This is a genomic window from Nocardia sp. NPDC003693 (assembly GCF_053981095.1).
In genome coordinates this window covers 40281-57736 of the sequence record NZ_JBSFNO010000036.1, presented here as the reverse complement: position 1 = coordinate 57736, position 17456 = coordinate 40281, and the positions used below count along the sequence as shown (strand labels likewise).

The 17456-nt window shown below is 69.8% G+C and carries 18 protein-coding genes; 7 read left to right on the top strand and 11 right to left on the bottom strand.

All coding sequences use genetic code 11. The features are described from left to right. Position 1: 1 nt before the first annotated feature. The 4 genes from ACWDOP_RS30510 to ACWDOP_RS30495 form a co-directional block, all read right to left on the bottom strand. Positions 2-1144 carry a glycoside hydrolase family 76 protein gene (locus ACWDOP_RS30510; protein WP_456347810.1) on the bottom strand — a complete coding sequence of 381 codons (1143 nt, stop codon included), beginning with the start codon at positions 1142-1144 and terminating at the stop codon, positions 2-4. Between the two features lie 154 nt (positions 1145-1298). Continuing rightward, positions 1299-1982, bottom strand: a complete 684-nt coding sequence (locus ACWDOP_RS30505; RefSeq protein ID WP_456347809.1) for a TrmH family RNA methyltransferase — start codon at positions 1980-1982, stop codon at positions 1299-1301. Positions 1983-2022: 40 nt separating this feature from the next. Beyond that, the gene (locus ACWDOP_RS30500; RefSeq protein ID WP_454204502.1) at positions 2023-2331 is read right to left on the bottom strand and encodes a DUF4190 domain-containing protein; all 309 of its coding nucleotides are present in this window, start codon (positions 2329-2331) and stop codon (positions 2023-2025) included. A 37-nt stretch (positions 2332-2368) separates the two neighbouring features. Further along, positions 2369-2698 (bottom strand): DUF4190 domain-containing protein, encoded by a 330-nt coding sequence (locus ACWDOP_RS30495; RefSeq protein ID WP_456347808.1) that lies wholly within the window; start codon positions 2696-2698, stop codon positions 2369-2371. A 92-nt stretch (positions 2699-2790) separates the two neighbouring features. Here ACWDOP_RS30495 and ACWDOP_RS30490 point away from each other — a divergent pair, with 92 nt between their 5' ends. The 7 genes from ACWDOP_RS30490 to ACWDOP_RS30460 all read left to right on the top strand — a co-directional run bounded on the left by ACWDOP_RS30490 (position 2791) and on the right by ACWDOP_RS30460 (position 9077). After that, positions 2791-4200: a sensor histidine kinase gene (locus ACWDOP_RS30490; RefSeq protein ID WP_456347807.1), complete on the top strand. Its 1410-nt coding sequence runs from the start codon at positions 2791-2793 to the stop codon at positions 4198-4200. Between the two features lie 70 nt (positions 4201-4270). Then, on the top strand, positions 4271-4912 hold the full coding sequence (locus ACWDOP_RS30485; RefSeq protein WP_456347826.1) for a response regulator: 642 nt from the start codon (positions 4271-4273) through the stop codon (positions 4910-4912). Positions 4913-5013: 101 nt separating this feature from the next. Then, positions 5014-5559 (top strand): Uma2 family endonuclease, encoded by a 546-nt coding sequence (locus ACWDOP_RS30480; RefSeq protein WP_456347806.1) that lies wholly within the window; start codon positions 5014-5016, stop codon positions 5557-5559. Between the two features lie 154 nt (positions 5560-5713). Beyond that, the gene (locus ACWDOP_RS30475) at positions 5714-6160 is read left to right on the top strand and encodes a hypothetical protein (RefSeq protein ID WP_454204498.1); all 447 of its coding nucleotides are present in this window, start codon (positions 5714-5716) and stop codon (positions 6158-6160) included. Between the two features lie 87 nt (positions 6161-6247). Then, a complete protein-coding gene (locus tag ACWDOP_RS30470; protein WP_456347805.1) occupies positions 6248-7579 on the top strand; it encodes a purine-cytosine permease family protein in 1332 nt (443 codons plus the stop codon). 2 nt (positions 7580-7581) lie between these two features. Further along, complete coding sequence (locus ACWDOP_RS30465; protein WP_456347804.1) at positions 7582-8688, top strand: phosphotransferase enzyme family protein; 1107 nt, start codon at positions 7582-7584, stop codon at positions 8686-8688. A gap of 89 nt (positions 8689-8777) precedes the next feature. Further along, entirely contained in the window at positions 8778-9077 is a 300-nt protein-coding gene (locus tag ACWDOP_RS30460) for a hypothetical protein (protein WP_456347803.1), read from the top strand. 150 nt (positions 9078-9227) lie between these two features. On the opposite strand, the gene ACWDOP_RS30455 is transcribed toward ACWDOP_RS30460, so the two are convergent. The 7 genes from ACWDOP_RS30455 to clpB form a co-directional block, all read right to left on the bottom strand. Then, complete coding sequence (locus ACWDOP_RS30455; protein ID WP_456347802.1) at positions 9228-9923, bottom strand: lysoplasmalogenase family protein; 696 nt, start codon at positions 9921-9923, stop codon at positions 9228-9230. Further along, positions 9923-10981 (bottom strand): beta-ketoacyl-ACP synthase 3, encoded by a 1059-nt coding sequence (locus tag ACWDOP_RS30450; RefSeq protein ID WP_454204493.1) that lies wholly within the window; start codon positions 10979-10981, stop codon positions 9923-9925. Before ACWDOP_RS30450 ends, ACWDOP_RS30455 begins: the two co-directional genes overlap by 1 nt. 109 nt (positions 10982-11090) lie before the next feature. Next, on the bottom strand, positions 11091-11636 hold the full coding sequence (gene pyrE / locus ACWDOP_RS30445; protein WP_454204492.1) for an orotate phosphoribosyltransferase: 546 nt from the start codon (positions 11634-11636) through the stop codon (positions 11091-11093). Positions 11637-11644: 8 nt separating this feature from the next. Continuing rightward, entirely contained in the window at positions 11645-12457 is an 813-nt protein-coding gene (locus ACWDOP_RS30440) for an SDR family NAD(P)-dependent oxidoreductase (RefSeq protein ID WP_456347801.1), read from the bottom strand. A gap of 214 nt (positions 12458-12671) precedes the next feature. Next, positions 12672-13742 (bottom strand): hypothetical protein, encoded by a 1071-nt coding sequence (locus ACWDOP_RS30435; protein WP_456347800.1) that lies wholly within the window; start codon positions 13740-13742, stop codon positions 12672-12674. A 151-nt stretch (positions 13743-13893) separates the two neighbouring features. Next, a complete protein-coding gene (locus ACWDOP_RS30430) occupies positions 13894-14751 on the bottom strand; it encodes a DUF5666 domain-containing protein (protein ID WP_456347799.1) in 858 nt (285 codons plus the stop codon). An 88-nt stretch (positions 14752-14839) separates the two neighbouring features. Beyond that, complete coding sequence (clpB, locus tag ACWDOP_RS30425) at positions 14840-17395, bottom strand: ATP-dependent chaperone ClpB (protein ID WP_456347798.1); 2556 nt, start codon at positions 17393-17395, stop codon at positions 14840-14842. Positions 17396-17456 lie beyond the last annotated feature (61 nt).

Here is a 17456-nt window from a genome sequence, read left to right as displayed (position 1 = left end):
CTCAGAATCCCGCTGCCGAGACAACATGGGCAGCTTCCATCAGCTTCCAGCCCGAAAGCTGCACCGACAGATCACGTTCGGGGTTGCGCGAGGCCGTGACCGAACCGCCCTCGAGCATGCCCGCGCCGGAGATGCGCGGTAGTCGCGCGGGCTGTCGCCAATCCGGGCCGAAGAGCGGGTTCCCGTCCACGTCGAGCCGGTTCTCCCAGGCCGCCACGGCCGAGCGGCTCACGATGTCCGCCGCCCCGCGCCGCGCGTTCACCTGCGCCGGTTCCTCGCCCGGGAGCATGAGCGCCATCAGGGCCAGGTAGCGGATCAGGATGCCGTTGAACAGGCCGCCGTCGCCGCCGCCGTCCCCGGTGACCACCCCGCCCACCACGAGATGTTCCTCGATGGCCGCTAGCAGGCGCACCGCGCGGTCGACGTGCCTGGGTTCGCCGGTGTGCACGGCCAATTCGGTTTCCAGGCCGAGCACCACGCCCTGGCAGTAGCTGTAGGCGGGCGTCTCGATCTCGCCCGAGGGCAGGTGGATGCCGTCCAGGATCAGGCCGGAGTTCTTGTCCCGCAGGGTGTCATCGAGCCAGTCGGAGATCTCCTGCGCGCGGGCGTAGCGGCCGAGCCGGGCCATGGCGATGCCGACCGGTCCGTTCGCCGGGGCGTTGAAGTAGTCCGATCCGCGCCGCCACGGCACCGCGCCGAACTGCGGCTCGAAGCCGGTGTACAGGTCCTTCTCCAGCGCGAGCAGCCCACCGCGCACCTCGGTGATGCCCTGGGTCCGCTCGGCGCGTTCGAGCGAGATGGCCAGCCACGCCATGTCGTCGTAGTAGTTGTTGGTCCACCCGGTGAGGTTGCGAACCCGCATCCCCTGCGCGACGGTCGCGATCCGCCGCCGCCGGGCCGGGGTCGGCGCGCGATTGGCCGCGTCGACCGCGCAGTCGATCAGGTGCGCCTGCCACCAGTAGTGCCAGAACATGAAGGCCCGCTCGCGCTTGGTGGCGGGCCAGCCCACCACCCCCAGCGTCGTCCCCGGAATCGCCCACAGCGGGCGCAGGTGCCGCGCCACGATCGCCGACTCCGCCAGATCGGCGCGCTCGGCCCACAAAGCAGCGCTCGACTCGGTATTACGCCCGGTCCGCGAAGTCATGGACATATCGTGCCAGCCGGACAGCCCGCCATGTGGCTGATTTGTTACCACTTTCCGGCGCGCGCCCGCTGTTCGGCCGGTGGCGGGGCCCGCGCGGCGGAAAAGTCGGGACGGCGGCGCGGCCGGCGTGGGACGGTCCGTCCCGGCGGCGCGGCTACCAGGCGTCGGTCAGATCGGCGTGTGCCCGAACCCAGGCGTGCATGGCGATGCCCGCCGCGACGCCGGCGTTGATGCTGCGGGTGGACCCGAACTGGGCGATGGAGACGGTGAGCCGGGCGGCGTGCTTGGCGGCGTCGGTGACGCCGGGGCCCTCCTGGCCGAACAGCAGCAGGCAGTCGCGCGGCAGGTCGGCGGTCTCCAGCGGCACCGAGCCCGGGACGTTGTCCACCGCGACGACCGTAAGACCGTGTGCGGCAGCGTATTCGAGCAGCTCGGCGGTATCGGCGTGATGGTGGATGTGCTGGTAGCGATCGGTCACCATGGCGCCGCGCCGATTCCAGCGCTTGCGGCCGACGATGTGGACCGCGGCCGCGCCGAAGGCGTTGGCGGTGCGCACGACCGTGCCGATGTTCGCGTCGTGCCCGAAATTCTCGATGGCCACGTGGAATGGGTGCCGGCGGGAGTCGAGATCGGCGACGATCGCCTCGCGGGTCCAGTACCGGTAGGCGTCGACCACGTTGCGGCGGTCGCCGTGCGCGAGCAGTTCGAGATCCAGGCGGGGATCGGCGGGCGGTTCGGAGCCGTACTCCGCCGACCAGGGCCCGACGCCGTGCGGATGCTCGCCCCATTCGGTCGGACCGGGGGCGAGTGGATCGTCGGCTGTCGGGGCGGAGCTCACCCGGACATCGTAGTGACCGCCGCGCCGGCGCCCGCTCCGGTCACCAGGAGCCGGAGGTCACGGCGTACAGGATCACGCCGCCGTATCCGAGGATGAACAGCCCCATGATGCAGGTGGAGATGATGCCGCAGATGTAGCCGACCTGCACGTTCCCGCGCCCGCCGATCTGGCCGCCGGAGTAGTCGATCTCCCGGCGTGCCTTGGCGCCCATGATCCACGCGACCGGACCCAGTAACTGGCACAGCACCAGACTCAGAATTCCGAGCACCATGACGGTCGTGGCCTGCGGATGGTCCGGCGGCGGGCCGTAGTGCGGGTAAGCGGGATAGCCGTAGGGCGGGTAACTCACCGCACCATCGTATTTCGACGGCGCGGTGAGCGCGTGCCTAGGCGGTGGTGCTGCTGAAAGCACCGACCACGATGGCGATCACGACGACCAGCAGACCCAGGGCGAGCAGGCAGGTGGCGACGATGCCGCAGATGTACCCGGCGTTCACCATGCCGCGTCCCCCGAGGGTGCCGTGCGAGGCGTCGATCTCGTCGCGCGCACGCTTGCCCATCACCCAGGCCACCGGCCCGAGGAACTGGCACAGCACCAGGCTCAGGATGCCCAGGATCAGGACGGTGGTGGCCTGCGGATGATCCGGGGGCGGCGCACCGTAGTACCCGGGCTGCGGCGGAGGCGGATTGCCCGGCGGCGGATACTCATAGCTCATAGGCATGATGCTAGGTGGTGGTGCTGTCCACACCCCGCATTTACGGGCCTGCTCCATCGCCCGCACCCACCCCGCGCGAGAACGATGGGGTGATGAGCGAAACCGCCGCCCTGCCTACCCTGGTACTCGATATGCCCGATTCGACCGACAACCCGCCGCCCGCCGGACCGCCGCCGGAGACCACCGCGCCCGAGCCCGTGTGGCGCGCGGTGCTGCTCGCCCCGTTCCGGCTGCGGACCTGGAAGGAACTGCTCTACCTCGTCGTGGTCTTCGTGCTGGACTGCGCGGCCGCCACCTACCTGTTCTTCGGACTGGGTGGCGCGGGCTATCTTTCGATCTTCCTGGTCGGGATCCCGCTGCTCGCGGCGGTCATTCTCGGCGGCCGGATCTGGGGCCACGTCTATCGCGGGCTCAATCGCGCACTGCTGGACAACGACCTGCCCGAACCCCCGCCGTTCGCGTCCCGGCCCGGGCTGCTCGGCTGGCTGCGCGGCGCGTTCACCGATCAGGTGTCCTGGCGGGCGCTGGCGTTCCTGGTGGTGCAGGGCGCGCTCGGGGTGGTGGTCGGCTATCTGACCCTCGTGGTCGTCGCGATGTCGGTCTTCCTGGCGTTTTCCCCCATCCCCTGGGCGCTGTTCCACCCGGTCAACCTGGATTCCGAAGGGGTGGAGCATCATTCGCTGTTCCAGATCGGCGACTTCTACGTCGACTCCTGGCCCCGGAATCTGGCGGCGTCCGCGATCGGCATCGTGCTCTGCTTCGCCCTGCCCTGGCTGATTCGCACGGTGTGCTGGGCGCACCGGCTGCTCGCGCGCTGGCTGCTCACCCCGACCGCCCGGGACCGGCGGGTCGCCGAACTGCAGCAGAGCCGCCGCGCCGCCGTGGACGACGCCGCCGCGACCCTGCGCCGCCTGGAGCGCGATCTGCACGACGGCACCCAGGCCCGCCTGGTCAGCATCGCCATGATGCTGGGCCGCGCCGAGGAACGCCTGGCCGCCGGCGGCGAAGCGAGCGAACTCATCGCCCAGGCTCGCGCGGGATCCAAGGAGGCGCTGACCGAACTGCGCGAGCTGGTGCGCGGAATCCATCCTCCCGCACTGGAACTCGGCCTGGAGGCGGCGCTGGAGACCCTCGCGGCGCGCTCGGCCGTCCCGGTGGAACTGCGGGTCATGCTGCCGCGCCGGCCCAGCCCGGCCATCGAGTCGATCGCGTACTTCTCGGTCGCCGAGCTGCTCACCAACGTGGCCAAACACGCCGGTGCGAACCGGATCTGGGTCGCGGTGCTGCCGACCGGGGGCGACCGCATCGCGGTCAGCGTGCGGGACAACGGCGGTGGCGGCGCGCTGCAGCCGGTGATCAACGGCGGTGACCGCACCGTCGGCGGCGGGCTGGCCGGGCTGGCCGCGCGCGCCCTGGCCGTGGACGGCACCCTCGCCGTGGACAGTCCGATCGGCGGGCCCACCGTGGTCACCCTGGTCCTGCCGCTCGACGGCCCGCAATGACGCACCTCAAAGCACCACCGCCCGCCCCGAGAGGAGAACGCCGGTGAGCACCGCGAATCCCCAGGCCCCGCTGCGGGTGGTCGTGGCCGAGGACAACGCGATTCTGCGCGACGGGCTGGTGGCCCTGCTCGCCGACCGCGGTCACCGGGTGGTGGCCGCGGTCGGCGACGGCACGGCCCTGCGCGCGGCGGTCGTCGAACATCGCCCGGAAGTAGCGGTGGTGGATGTACGGATGCCGCCCACCTTCACCGACGAGGGTCTGCTCGCCGCGCTGGAGCTGCGCCGCAGCCACCCGGACACGGGGGTGCTGGTGTTCTCGCAGTGGATCGAAACCCGCTACGCCACCGAACTTCTCGCCGCGGGCGCCGGCGGGGTCGGCTACCTGCTCAAGGATCGGGTGGCCGATATCGGGGATTTCATCGACGCCCTGCAGCGGGTCGCGACCGGCGGCACCGCACTCGATCCGGAAGTGGTGAGCCAGCTCATGGGCGCGGCACGGCAACAGGATTCACTGGCTCGGCTCACCCCGCGCGAGCGCGAGGTGCTCGAACTGATGGCGCAGGGGCTGTCCAATTCCGCGCTGGCGCACGCCCTCACGGTGACCGAGCGCGCGGTGGAGAAGCACATCGGCAACATCTTCATGAAGCTCGAGCTGCCGCCTTCGGATCTCCACCATCGCCGGGTGCTCGCGGTTCTGCGGTTGAAGGGTTGAAACATCGCTGTGTGATTGCCGGGCGTGGAAGACTGGTCCCCATGGTGCGCCCGACTACTACAGCAGCGCTGAAAACGGTTGCGTCCTGGCCTGATCACCTATTGACCCTCGGCGAGTGGTCCGCGCTACCCGAGCTCGAACGCGGCCGGTGCCGCGAACTCGTGGACGGGGTGCTGGTGGTCGCGCCGCAGCCGCCGCGCCATCAGCTGGCGGTCTGGCGCATGGCGGCGCAGCTGGAACCGGCGCTGCCGCGCTCGGTGGCCGCGCTCGCCCGCATCGAATTGGTGATCGACGACGGCACGCCGCCGACGGTGCGGGTGCCCGACGTGCTGGTGGTCGGCGGTGCGGCCGGCGCCGCGCACGCCGACCGGGTGGAACCCGCGGATGTGCTGGCGGCCGTGGAGATCATCTCTCCCGGCTCCCGGCGCACCGACCGGATCATGAAGATGACCGAATACGCCGAGAGCGGCATCGCCGAGTACTGGCTGCTCGACATCGAGGGCACGGTGTGCCTGCGCACTCACCGGCTGCGCGGTGACCGGTACGAACCGACCGGCGAGCACACGGGCCGGGTCACCCTCGAGCTCGAGGGAATCAGCATCCCCCTGGATCTGGACGCGCTCACCGCGCTGCGCACCGCGCCGTAGACGTGCCGGGCCGCGGCCAATTCACCTGCGGCACTACGGAACTCTGTCGTAGATAACGAGAGTGCCGCACTCCGGCACCGGGCGCGTCGATCCGGCACCGAGCGCGGATTCCGGGACCTATCCTGGAGTTCCAGCAGCCGTGGTGGAGGTTCTCATGGACCACGCGCGCGTCATACGCACCGTGCTCGGCGTGACCGCCCTGTACCTGATCATCCTCGCCGTCTGGCTCGCGTGGCTGTTGCCGCGCACCCCGCCCGGCACGGCGGCCCTGCAGGTGGTGGCCCTGGTCGGGCTGTTCGGCTGTTTCCTGGGCGGGGCGATGTTGCTGGCGCAGCGCCCTTCTCGCGAGGATCGCAAACTGCTGCGGCACGGGCTCGAAGGCTGGGCCAACATCGAGGCCGTGCGGCCGCTGCGCCGCACCGATCACTGCACCGAGCTGACCCAGATCGATCTGGAGCTGGTGGTGCCGGGTTCGGAGACCTACCGGGGGCGCATCGTGTTCGACGTGGAGCCGCTGGTGCGCCCGCTGATCGCGGTGGGTGGCACCCTGTCGATCCGCGTGGATCCCCGCAATCGCGATCGGATCATGCTCTGCCTCTGAGCCCGTCGCCGGTCGCGCCGCGCGCTGTCTCGTATGCCGGAAGCTTGCTGACCGTTTTGCCTGCAATGCCCCGTAGCATCACGACCCATGAACACCGCTACACCGCCCGACCGCCAGGAAGCGCCGCTGCTGCTCGACACCGAGCCGCCGCGCACGCTGAGCTTCAGCGACCAGGCGGCCTTCTGGCTGAATCTCGGCGTCAGCCTGATCGGTTTCAGCGGTGCGGCCTACGTGCTGTTCCCCACCGGGCATCCGCCGCTGCCGATCGCGGGTGCGTTGCTGGCCACCCTGCTCGGCACCGTGGCCGGTATCGCCATGGTCGCGGGCACCGGAATGGTGGGAACCCGGACGGGTGCGCCCGCCATGGCGGTGCTGCGCGGGCTCTTCGGCACCCGGCTGTCCTACGCGCCGACCGTCGCCAACATCGTGCAGTGCGTCGGCTGGGGCGTGTACGAACTCACCGTCATCGCGCTCGGCGTCGCGGCGCTGACCGATGACAGGGTCCCGCACGCCCTGGTGATCTTCGCCGCCGGCGCGCTGTCCACCGTCATGGCCATCTGGCCGCTGCGGGTACTGCACATCCTACGCAAGTACGTCTCGGTCGCGGTGGGCATCGCGCTGATCTATTTCACGATTCAGCTACTGCGGCAACCGATTCCGGAGGTCGCCGGCGCGAGCTGGAGCGGGTTCTTCCCGGCCGTGGACACCACCCTGGCGGTCTCGGTGTCCTTCGTCCCGCTGGCCGCGGACTACACCCGCCATTCGCGCAGCGCCCGCAGCGCGGCCGGGGCCACCGTCATCGGCTATTCGGTCGCGCAGTTCTGGTGCTACCTGCTCGGTATCCTCGCCATCCTGCAGGCGGGCGGCGACCCGGACAAGATCTTCGACACCCTGCTCGGGGTGGCCGCGGGCTGGGCCTTCTTCGCGGTGCTGGTGCTGCGCGAGACCGATCAGTCCTTCGCCAACGTGTACTCCACCGCCATGTCCATCCAGAATTTGCTGCCCAAGGTGGACCGCCGCATCCTCGCCCTGGGCGTCGGCGTGCTGGTGACGCTGCTGGCGCTGCCGGTGCGCGACTTCAGCGGGTACGCCAACTTCCTGTACCTGATCGGCTCGGTCTTCGTGCCGCTGAGCGCGGTGCTCATCGTCGACTACTTCTTCGGCCGCGGCCGGCACAGCTGGGACCTGTCCCAGCACGCGCCCGCCCGCCCACTCATGCTGCTGCCCTGGGCGATCGGCTTCGTCGTCTACCAGCTCATCAATCCCGGCTCGATCAGCTGGTGGGTGAGCTTCTGGTCGCGGATACAGGATTTCACCGGCATTCACGCCACCTGGTGGACCTCGGCCTCGGCGTTCGCCTTCCTGTCGGCGGCGGCGGTGACCGGCGTACTGGTGGCACTGGACCGGCGAAAGGGCTGATCGTGACGGACGACCGCGTCTTCGGCATGGGCTCGGATCCGCTGGTCGCCCCCGACTGGCCGCCCCTGACCCCGCCCGAAGTCGCGGCCGTCCTGTCCCCCGACATCGCCCTGGCGCCCGGCGCGGCGCTCGAATGGCACAGTCCCCGGCCGCTGTCCGCGACCGCCCGGGTCCGGACCGCCGACGGTGGCCCGCTCATCGTCAAACGCCTGCCCCGGGCCCTGCGCGACGCGGCAGCGCTCGCCGAGGAACACGGCTTCATGAACCACCTGCGCGCGAACGGAATCCCCGTTCCGCGCATCGCGCTCACCCGCGAGCACGGTGAATTCACCTACGAGGTACAGGAACTCGGCGTCGGCGAAGACCTGTACCGCGGAACCTTCTCCTGGACCCCGTATCTCTCGCTCGAACAGGCCACCGCCGCCGGTCGCGCCCTGGCCGAATTACACCTGGCCGCACAGGGATACGACGCCCCCGCGCGACCGCCCCGCCCCCTGCTGGCGAGCTTCACCATCTTCTCCGCCCCCGACCCGATAGCGGCGATGGAGCGCTACGCGGCCGACCGCCCCGCCCTGGCCGATTTCCTCGCCGCCCGCGACTGGCGCGCCGACGTGGAGCGCCTCCACCTGCCCTTCCACAAGCGACTGCGCACCGTCCTCGAACATCTCCCCCCGCTGTGGACGCACAACGACTGGCACGGCACCAACCTGCTCTGGGAACACGAGAAGCCGTCCACCGTCATAGATTTCGGCCTCGGCGACCGCACGACCGCCGTCCACGACCTGGCCGTGGCGATCGAACGCTGCGCCGTCGACTGGATCTCCCTGCGCACGGGCGGCCCCGCCCACCCGCGCCCCGACCAGGTCCGGGCCCTGCTCGACGGCTACACCTCGGTACGCCCGCTGACCATCCGGGAGCAGTCCGCCCTGCCCGACCTGGTCCCCTTGGTACACGCCGAGTACGAGCTCTCCGAGATCGACTACTTCCTCGCCGTGGTCCCCGGCGGCAACCCCGAGAACGCCGAGATCGCCTACACCCACTACTTTCTCGGCCACACCGCCTGGTGGTCGAGCGACGAGGGCAGGACCCTGCTCCACCACCTGCCCTGACGCGTTCGATCTGAAGCGAAAACGATTCACAGCAGGGTTTGTGAACTACAGTGTTCGCAAATCAGTTCTCGTGCAACGGAAGAGCGATCATGCAGAAGTTCGCGAAGGCGGCCGTGGCCGCGGTGCTCGTATCGGCCGCGATCGGGTCGGCGTCGGCAACCGCGGGGGCCGCACCGCTTTCTCTCGACCAGGCTCCGGCGGCGCCGAATATGGTCGTCACGCCGATCGCGACCACCGGTTCCGCGCTGACCGACGCCGTTGTCGCCCCGGTGCTGTTCCCGCTGGCCTTCCTGGCATTCGGCCTGTGCGCCCGGGCCGCGGACCCGGCCTCGTGCCCCGCGATGCAGCTGTACAACGCCGCCGCGAGCGGGTCGGGCGTTCGGAACTAGCGCCGAAGCCGGCTCGATGGACGCGACCTACTTCGACACCCAACGGCGTCCCCCGCCGCGGGACTGTTCGCGTCGGTCCGTCCGATCGGGCACAGGCCCTTGGACCGCGTCACCTCACTCGGAAGCTCTTGCAGTCCAGGAGATTTCGACTCACTCCCCGCGCACGTGGGCGCGGGGATCAGCCAGCAGGTACTGGGCCGTCGCGTAGGTGCCGAGGATGACGCCCTCGGTCACCCGGCGCGAGCGCGGGGTGCGGGCGAAGATCTTGCGCAGCACGATCAAGCCGTCGGAGACGGTGAACAGCAGGGCGCCGACGCCCACGCGGGTGCGCGGGTGGGTGCCCGGGATGTTCACGCCGGCAAAGTTTTTCGCGCCGGGCGCCAGATCCGGATCCGAGGCCAGGGTGGCCGCCGTGCCCAGGGTCGCGCCGTAGGCGGTGAGCGGAACCGCCACCGCCGGAGCCTTGGCCCGCATGAGGGCGGCCGCGCCGAGCCACGCGCCCAGGCGCTGACCGGCGATGGCCGCCTTGGGCCGCGCGCCGTGCCGCCACCACAGCCAGGAGTACCCGGTCTGCATCACCGCGAAAGACGAAGCGCCCGCGATCAATCGGCGATCGTCGTCCGGCTCGATGAGCAGGACATCGCCCACCGTCGCCGCGGCCAGCGCGCCGAGCAGCACCGCGCGCTCGGCGGCGGGCAGCCCGTCGTCGTTGGTCGCCACGTCCGCCGCGAGCAGCGGCATGAGCAGTGGTTTGGCGATCCACTGCAACCGATCCCGGCCGGTGACGGCGCCGAACACCGTCACCGCGGCCGCGCCGACGAAGGCGGCGCGAAACGGCCTGGGCATCAGAAGGAGGGTTCGGCCGGGGCCGGGGGCAGCGTGGCGACCTGGCCGGCGTAGGTCAGGCCGGCGCCGAAGCCGAGCAGCAGCGCGAGCTGACCGCCCTTGGCCTTGCCGGTGACCAGCATTTCCTCGATGGCCAGCGGGATGGACGCCGCCGAGGTGTTGCCGGTGTTCTCGATGTCGTTGGCCATGGGCAGATCGTCGGGCAGGCCGAGGTTCTTGCGCATGAGCTCGTTGATGCGGGCGTTGGCCTGGTGCGGGACGAAGACCTCGATGTCGTCCTTGGACACCCCGGCCGCCTCGACCGCGGAGGACAGCGCGCGCGGCAGCGTGACCGCGGCCCAGCGGAACACGCGCGGGCCCTCCATGCGCAGCAGCATGCGACCGACCGGATCGGTCTCGGGATCCTTGTGCTGGAACTCCTCGGCGCGATCCATCATCTCGAGGATGTTGTAGTTCTGGCCGATGGCCGAGGCGTTCTCGCCGTCGCTGCCCCACACCGTCGGGGAGATACCGTTCTCCTCGCTCGGGCCCACGATGACCGCGCCCGCGCCGTCACCGAAGATGAACGCGGTGCCGCGGTCCTCGGGATCGAGCGAGAACGACATGGTCTCGGCACCGATGAGCAGCACGTATTCGGCGGAACCGGCGCGCACCAGATCCGACGCGACGCCCAGGCCGTAGCCGAAGCCGCCGCAGCCCGAGACCAGGTCGAAGGCCGGAATGCCGTTGATGCCCAGATCCGACGCGACGGTCGGGCCGCCGTGCGGGGTGATCTCGGGCCAGGTGGAGGTGGCCAGGATCAGCGCGCCGATCTTGGAGCGATCGATGCCGCTGTTCTTGATGGCCCGCTCGCCGGCCGCCACCGCCATCGAACGCAGCGACTCGTCACCGCTCACCCAGCGGCGGTTGCGGATGCCGCTGCGTTCGAAGATCCACTCGTCGGTGGAGTCGAGCTTCTCGCACACTTCGTCGTTGCTGACAATGCGGGTGGGTCGATAGGCACCGATGCCGAGCATCGCAACATTCTGATTGCCCTTGTTGATTGCAATGCTCACCACTGGTGACTCACACGACCCTTCGCAACACATTGTTCGACCACGTTGTCGGACAGAAGACCAGCACCCAGGCTAACCCAGAGCACCGGTTCAGCCCAGAGCAAGATCTTGTTTACCCCAGCGCAAGGTCTTTCAGGCCCAGAATGGACCGATACTCCAGCCCCTCGGCCGCGATGACCTGGTCAGCACCGGTTTCCCGATCCACGACCGTCGCCACGCCCACCACGATCGCGCCCGCCTCGCGCAGCGCGCGCACGGCGGTGACCGGGGAGTTGCCCGTGGTCGTGGTGTCTTCCACCACAAGCACCCGCTTACCCACGATGTCCGGGCCCTCGATCAGGCGCTGCATACCGTGCGCCTTGGCCGCCTTGCGCACCACGAAGGCGTCGATGGGACGGCCGGGCGCGTGCAGCACCGCCGCCGCCACCGGATCCGCGCCCATGGTGAGACCGCCGACCGATTCGAAATCCCAGTCCGCGACCAGTTCACGCAGCAGTTTGCCGATCAGCGGCGCCGCCTCGTGATGCAGTGTGGCCCGGCGCAGGTCCACGTAGTAGTCGGCTTCCTTGCCCGAGGACAGGGTGACCTTGCCGTGCACCACCGCGAGGGCGCGCACGAGTTCGGCCAGTCTGTCCCGGTCGGTCGTCGTTACCTGCATTGCTGTGTCTATGTCCTTCCGCGTGCGTTGAACAGGCCCCGATTGAGGCGGGTCACCAGGGACCTCGGGATCAGTCCGGCAACCGCAGCGATCGTTTTGTACTGCGCTCCGGGCACGCTGAGCACCCGGGCTTTCTCCAGATCACGCAACGAGCCGGCTACCACCTCGTCCACGGTCAGCCACAGCGCTCGCGGCAGCGAACGCGTCTGTAGCCCGGCTCGCTCGTGGAATTCGGTGTGGACCAGACCCGGGCACAGTGCCTGCACCCGAACGCCGGTCCCGGCCAGCCCGCCCGCCAGCCCTTGCGAGAAGGATACGACGTACGCCTTGGAGGCCGAGTAGGTCGAGCCCCTCCCGGGTATCAGCCCGGCGATGCTGGCCACATTCACCACCGTGCCGTTGGCCGCGTGCAGCATGGGCGGCAGCGCCGCGCGGGTCAGCTGCACGACGGCGGTGACGTTCACATCGAGCTGGGACTGCAGGGCTTCGGGGGACAGCGTCCAGAACTCCTCCGAGAAACCGAAACCCGCGTTGTTGACCAGAAATTCGACGCCTTCGGCCAACCGCGCCGCGACCCTGTCCCTATCCGCCGCGCGGGCCAGATCGGCGGGCAGCACCTGCGCCCGCGCCCCGAACCGCACCTCCACCTCGTGAGCCAGCGCCGCCAGCCGCTGCTCGTCCCGCGCCACGAGCACAAGGTCGTAGCCGAGCGAGGCGAGCCGGGTGGCGTACGCCCTGCCGATTCCGGAGGTCGGCCCGGTGACCATGGCCACCGGCCGATGAGCGCCGGGCAGGCGCGAAACGGGAGCACTCTCGGTCATCAATCGCCCATCATCGGCATATCTTCGAGGACACGGTCGGCGATGACCGGGACTGCGCCACCATTGTGGTGCCTGTGCCGCGCGGGCGCGGGCAGTACACGCGCAAATGGCCCAACCGCGATACCCCCGGTGTGTCGCGGTCGGCCTCGGACCGCGAAAACGCCGCTGCCGCCGTGACGAGTCACGGCGGCAGCGGCGATAGCGGCGGGATCACTCACCGCGGCGTCGGTCCCTGGTACGGGCGGAAGCCCGGGTGGAAGGGACCGCCGGGCGGCGCGCTGCGACCCTGGTCGCGACGCCAGCCCTCCTCGGGCTCGGCCGGTTCGCGCCGCTGCGCGGACTCGCCGTCCCGCCAGTCGTCGTCCTCGTCCGGGCGGTCGTCACGATCGTCGTCGTCGAAGCGGCTCGTGGTCTCGTCCTCGGCGGCGGGCGGCCAATTGCGGCGCGGGCGATTGCGCGGGTCCGGCACGACTTTCAGTGCGGGACGCCAGGATTCGGCTTCCTCGGGGGCTTCGGCTCCGGCGATGTCGCCGACCAGGGCGCCGCTCTCGCGCGCGGGGCGGGTGCGCTCGGGCTCGTAGTCGCCGTCCGCGTCGTACCCGTCGTAGTCGTCGTCCTCGGGCAGCGGGCGCGAGTTACCGGGTTCGGGCAGCTCGTCGCGACCGCGTTCGGAATTGTTGACCGGCGGCAGCACGTGCAGCAGCCCCGAGAGCCGCAGCACCGCGTCGATCGCGGTCTCCCAATCCTTGGCGACCGACCCGACCGGCAGCATGCCGAGGGTCCAATTGCCTTCGCTCCACAGCTGTTGCACGGAGTCGGGCAGCGATTCGATGAACGCGACCATGCGCTGATCCACCGCGTGCCGGGCGATGTCGGGATTGGTGGCGAACACCACCCGGTCCCCGATCGCGCCGAGCAGTTCGAGGTCGTGGTCCTTCGGCGGGGCGGCCGTTTTCACGCGCAGGTCGATGTCGATGTCCGAGCCGATCTGCCGGCGCACCGCGACCAGTGTCGCGGCGTCCTCCAGGTCGAACAGAACGAACTTCTCGCCCTTGCGATTACCGGACACCACGTCCACCGCGGACAGGTAGCCGAGCTTGGCCAGCGCGCCGCGCCGCCAGGTGGAGGCCAGCGACGGTTCCACCGAAACATAGGTGTACCCCTGGGTTTTCGCCCAGACCTGGCGCACGTGACCGGTGCGCTGCCGTTGCAGCCGATCGAAATAGAGCAGCACGATCGCACCCACCAGCGCGATCGCCGCCAACCCGAACCATATAGCCGTCATCGCCGCCTACCCTATCCAGCCGGGCGGTTGATTGCCCGGTGCGCTCTGCCATTTTCGCTCGCCACTGCGCGCCGAGCGGATTCGCCCGCGCACAACGGCACCGGGCAGGAACGGTTTTCGGGACCGGGTATGGATAACCGGTTTCGTGCGTTCATCGGGTTCCACCGGGCAGTGACGTGCCGATGATGACCTTGGCCTGGATGGAGCCGTCGGCGCCCTTGTCGCCCTGCACCATGACCATCTCACCCACCGGCAGATCCGCCACCTTCGTGCTACCGAGCGAAATCACCTGTGTCTCATCGTCGGTGTGCACGGTCACCGTAGTACCGGCCAGCGTCGTCATGGTGAGGGTGGTGCCGTCATTGGCGGCGATGGTGCCCATGTTCGCACCGAGCGAGTCGATGTCGCCCAGGCCCGGAATCTGCGGTACCCCGCTGGGCAGCGGCTGCGACGAAGTGTTCGGATTGGTGGGAAACACGAAGGTGGGGGCCGCCGTGGTGCCGCCGGCGGAGGGTGATTCGGGCGTGGTGCGGTTGGCCAGCAGCACTCCCACCGCCACGCCGATCACCGCGATGCCCGCGAGGGCGGCCAGCCCGACCCCGATCCACAGCCCGGTCCGGCGCGGCGGTTCGGGAGCGGGCGGGCGCGGGAATCCGGCGGGCGGGTATCCGCCGGGCGGACCGCCCGGATAGTTCGGCGGCGGCTGCGGGACGTATCCGCCCGCGGTGTCGTAGGTGCTCGTCGGCGCGTACCCGGCTCCGGCCGCGTAGGTGGCCGTCGGTTCGTAGCCCGCGCCCGCTTCGTAGCCACCCCAGCCCGCGTCGTACGGCGGTATGACGCGGGTGGCTTCCGGACCGGGAACCTGCCCGAAATACTCGGTCGGCCCGTACGCGCCCGCGGGATCGGAGGTGTGCCCGACCGGCCCGGCTGGGGACTCCACCTTCTCGGTCGGTCCGTCCCCCGGGCTCACGTCGGGCCGCCGGGCCCACGGATCGCTCGGATTCGTCATGACCTCCAGACTAGGCTGCCGAGCTCTCCGCAGCCGCGAACTCGACCGAGCGGTGTGCTCTGCGCAACCGCCCGGCCGAGTTCGGAGATCACCTGCCCACGATGAGGTGATCGCCGTCCGAGCTGACGTTCACCTTGACCGTGTCACCGTCCTTGACCTCCCCGGCCAGCAGCTCCTTGGCGAGGGTGTCGCCGATGGACTGCTGGATGAGCCGGCGCAGCGGACGGGCGCCGTAGGCCGGGTCGTACCCGCGCACGGCCAGCCAGAAGCGGGCCGAATCGGACACGTCCAGGTTCAGGCGGCGCTGGGCCAGCCGCTTCTGCAACTGCTCCAGCTGAATGTCGACGATGCCCTCGAGCTGCTCCTCGTCGAGCGGATGGAACATGACCACATCGTCGAGCCGGTTCAGGAACTCGGGTTTGAACGCCGCGCGAATCGCGTTCATCACCATGTCCTGCGAGCCGCCCGCGCCCAGATTCGAGGTGAGAATCAGGATGGTGTTGCGGAAGTCGACCGTGCGGCCCTGGCTGTCGGTGAGCCGGCCTTCGTCGAGCACCTGCAGCAGGATGTCGAACACGTCCGGGTGCGCCTTCTCGATCTCGTCGAAGAGCACCACGGTGTAGGGCCGACGCCGCACCGCCTCGGTGAGCTGACCGCCCTGGTCGTAGCCGACGTAGCCGGGGGGCGCGCCGACGAGCCGGGCCACCGAGTGCTTCTCGGAGTACTCGCTCATGTCGATGCGCACCATGGCGCGTTCGTCGTCGAACAGGAAGTCCGCCAGCGCTTTCGCGAGTTCGGTCTTGCCGACGCCGGTGGGGCCGACGAACAGGAACGAGCCCGTGGGCCGGTTGGGGTCGGCGACCCCGGCGCGCGCCCGGCGCACCGCGTCGGACACCGCCCGCACCGGTTCACGCTGACCGATGACGCGCCGCTCGAGCTCCTCCTCCATGCGGAGCAGCTTCTGCGTCTCGCCCTCCATCATGCGGCCGACCGGGATGCCGGTCCACGCCGAGACCACCTCGGCGATGTCGTCCGGTCCGACCTCCTCCTTGAGCATGACCTCGCCGTCGGCGGCGGCCCCGGCCTTGGCCTCGGCCGCGTCGAGTTCCTTCTCCAGCGCGGGAATTCGGCCGTACCGGAGTTCGGCCGCGGTGCCCAGATCGCCGTCGCGTTCGGCGCGCTCGGACTCGCCGCGCAGGTTCTCCAGCTGCTCCTTGAGCACGCGCACCGAATCGATGGCCTGCTTCTCGTTCTGCCAGCGGGTCATGAGCTGGTTCAGGACCTCGCGGTCGTCGGCGAGTTCGGAACGCAGTTTCTCGAGCCGGGCCTTGGACGCCTCGTCGGTCTCCTTGGCGAGGGCGACCTCCTCGATCTCGAGCCTGCGCACCGCGCGTTCGACCTCGTCGATCTCCACCGGCCGCGAATCGATCTCCATGCGCAGCCGGGACGCGGCCTCGTCGACCAGGTCGATGGCCTTGTCCGGCAGGAAGCGCGAGGTGATGTACCGGTCCGAGAGCGTCGCGGCGGCGACCAGCGCCGAGTCGGTGATGCGCACGCCGTGGTGCACCTCGTACCGCTCGTTGAGTCCGCGCAGGATGCCGACCGTGTCCGCCACCGACGGTTCGCCGACCAGTACCTGCTGGAAGCGGCGTTCCAGGGCCGGGTCCTTCTCGATGTGCTGGCGGTATTCGTCGAGGGTGGTCGCGCCGACCAGGCGCAGTTCGCCGCGCGCGAGCATCGGCTTGATCATGTTCCCGGCGTCCATGGCGGATTCGCCGGTCGCGCCCGCGCCGACGATCGTGTGCAGCTCGTCGATGAACGTGATGATCTGGCCCGCACTGGATTTGATCTCCTCCAGCACCGCCTTCAACCGCTCCTCGAACTCGCCGCGGTACTTCGCACCCGCGACCATGGCGCCCAGATCGAGCGAGACCAGCTTCTTGCCGCGCAGCGATTCGGGCACGTCCCCGGCGATGATGCGCTGGGCCAGGCCCTCCACGATGGCGGTCTTGCCGACGCCGGGTTCGCCGATGAGCACCGGATTGTTCTTGGTGCGCCGCGACAGGACCTGCACCACGCGCCGAATCTCGTTGTCGCGCCCGATGACCGGGTCGAGCTTGCCGTCGCGGGCCTGCGCGGTCAGGTCGGTGGAGTACTTCTCCAGCGCCTGGTAGCTGCCCTCGGGGTCGGCGGTGGTGACGCGGGCGTTGCCGCGCACGGCGGTGAACGCCTCGCGCAGGGCGTCGGCGGTCGCGCCGTACTTCAGCAGCAGCTGCGAGACGTCCGAGTCACCGGCGGCCAGGCCGACCATGAGGTGTTCGGTGGAGACGTATTCGTCGCCCATCTCGGTGGCCAGGCGCTGGGAGGCGGTGACCGCGGCGAGCGCCTCGCGCCCCAGATTCGGGGTGGTGGTGGCGCCGGAGGCCCGGGGCAGCCGGTCGACGATGTCCTGTGCCTCGCCCCGCACCGTCGCGGGGTCGACGCCCACGGCCTTGAGCAGCGGTGCGGCGATGCCGTCGGTCTGATCCAGCAGCGCGACCAACAGGTGCGCGGGCCGGATCTCCGGATTGCCGGCCGCCGAAGCCGCTCCCAAGGCGGCGGTCAGGGCCGCCTGAGTCTTGGTGGTGGGATTGAACGAGTCCACAAGTCCCCTTTCCTACTGTTTGCTCTGCCGGGTTCAACGCAGTAGAAGTTGAGTCTGTTCC